Annotated in this window: 1 protein-coding gene; it reads left to right on the top strand. The window is 74.9% G+C overall.

Features of this window, described 5'->3' with window-relative positions; all coding sequences use genetic code 11:
• On the top strand, positions 1-581 hold a 581-nt coding region (locus tag ABEA24_RS53350), incomplete at both ends, for an SDR family oxidoreductase (protein WP_345444773.1).

The raw sequence follows: 581 nt of genomic DNA, 5'->3' as shown, positions 1-581 counted from the left end.
GGAGCGACCGGGAACGTCGGTGGACGGCTCGTCCAGTTGCTCGCAGCGGCAGGCGAGCAGGTGACGGCGGTCTCACGGCGCGCCCCGGCCGCCGGCCTGCCGGATGGAGTCCGGCACGTGGCGGCGGACCTGGACGACCCGGCGAGCCTCAAGCCGGCACTCGAGGAAGCCGACGCGCTCTTCCTCCTCGTCGCCGGGGACGACCCGCAGGGCATCCTCGACGTCGCGAAGGGCGCCGGCCTGCGCCGGATCGTCCTGCTGTCCTCCCAGGGCGCGGGGACCCGGCCGGAGGCGTACGGCCACCCGCGGGCGTTCGAGGACGCCGTACGCGGGTCGGGCCTGGACTGGACGATCCTGCGGCCGGGCGGCTTCGACTCGAACGCCTTCGCCTGGGCCGAGACGGTCCGCACGGAGCGAATGGTCGCAGCGCCGTTCGGCGACGTCGGCCTGCCGACCGTCGACCCGGACGACCTCGCCGAGGTCGCGGCCGCGGTCCTGGTCCAGGAGGAACACACCGGCCAGACGTACGAGCTCACCGGGCCGGCGTCGACCACTCCACGCGAGCGGACTCAGGCGATCGG

The sequence above is a fragment of the Actinoallomurus vinaceus genome (genome assembly GCF_039542055.1).
Taxonomy (GTDB): Bacteria; Actinomycetota; Actinomycetes; order Streptosporangiales; family Streptosporangiaceae; genus Actinoallomurus; species Actinoallomurus vinaceus.
This window is presented reverse-complemented; position numbering and strand designations above follow the sequence as displayed.